Here is a 661-nt window from a genome sequence, read left to right on the forward strand (position 1 = left end):
CAGAAGGACAGAAGGACAGAAGGACAGAAGGACAGAAGGTCCACCAGCCCGGAGCGTGCGCCGCAAGTGGTAGGTGCTCGCCATGCTCGTCCGCTGCGCGGCCTGTGCGTGGCTGCGCTCCCGGCGCTTCGCACCGCACTTGCGCCCCCCACTCCGGCCCGGTTGTCAGGAAGGCATAAGGGACAAGGGATGAAGAGAGTAGACGCTCCCCTTCCCGCTCCTTGCCACTAATCCCGACAAACCTATGCAATCAGGCCCCCGACCCTTTCTGAGGCGTCGGGCGATGCCGATTGGACGGAGTGCGCCATCATGTCCATGTCAGCCTCGCAACTCAATCTGTTCGATACCACTGTTCTGTCCGGTGAGCTCGCATCCCTCTGGTCTCTAGACGATGACCAGCCCCTTCCCGAAGTCTGCCTCCCCTCCCCTCGCTCTTTCCGTATTCCTCAGCGCGATTTCCGGCTGAAGGGACTGCGTGGTCTTGCAAGCGGATGGAAAGCCCGTGCTGAGGGTAATCTGGCAGCAATTGCCCTTCTCGGGGAACTTGAACGCGAGGATCGAAATGCCACTGAGGCAGAGCAGGACGTGCTCGCTCGTTTTACAGGTTTTGGTGCGGGTGAACTGGTAATCCCCCCATAAAAAGAGTGACTTTTGAATGAGA

The 661-nt window shown here is 59.5% G+C and carries 2 protein-coding genes; one reads left to right on the forward strand and one right to left on the reverse strand.

Features of this window, described 5'->3' with window-relative positions:
• Positions 1-250 (reverse strand): hypothetical protein (locus tag AD944_RS17145; RefSeq protein WP_211263308.1); only part of this gene is annotated, 250 nt, incomplete at its 3' end.
• 59 nt (positions 251-309) lie between these two features.
• Here AD944_RS17145 and AD944_RS00085 point away from each other — a divergent pair.
• Entirely contained in the window at positions 310-639 is a 330-nt protein-coding gene (locus AD944_RS00085; RefSeq protein WP_061474605.1) for a hypothetical protein, read from the forward strand.
• Positions 640-661: the final 22 nt, after the last annotated feature.

Origin of the sequence: Acetobacter tropicalis (assembly GCF_001580915.1) — a bacterium.
In the GTDB taxonomy this organism is placed as follows: Bacteria; Pseudomonadota; Alphaproteobacteria; order Acetobacterales; family Acetobacteraceae; genus Acetobacter; species Acetobacter tropicalis.

Excerpts from the sequence above, each read along its gene's own strand:
- AD944_RS00085 (WP_061474605.1), top strand. The coding sequence starts at position 310 with ATGTCCATGTCAGCCTCGCAACTCAATCTGTTCGATACCACTGTTCTG.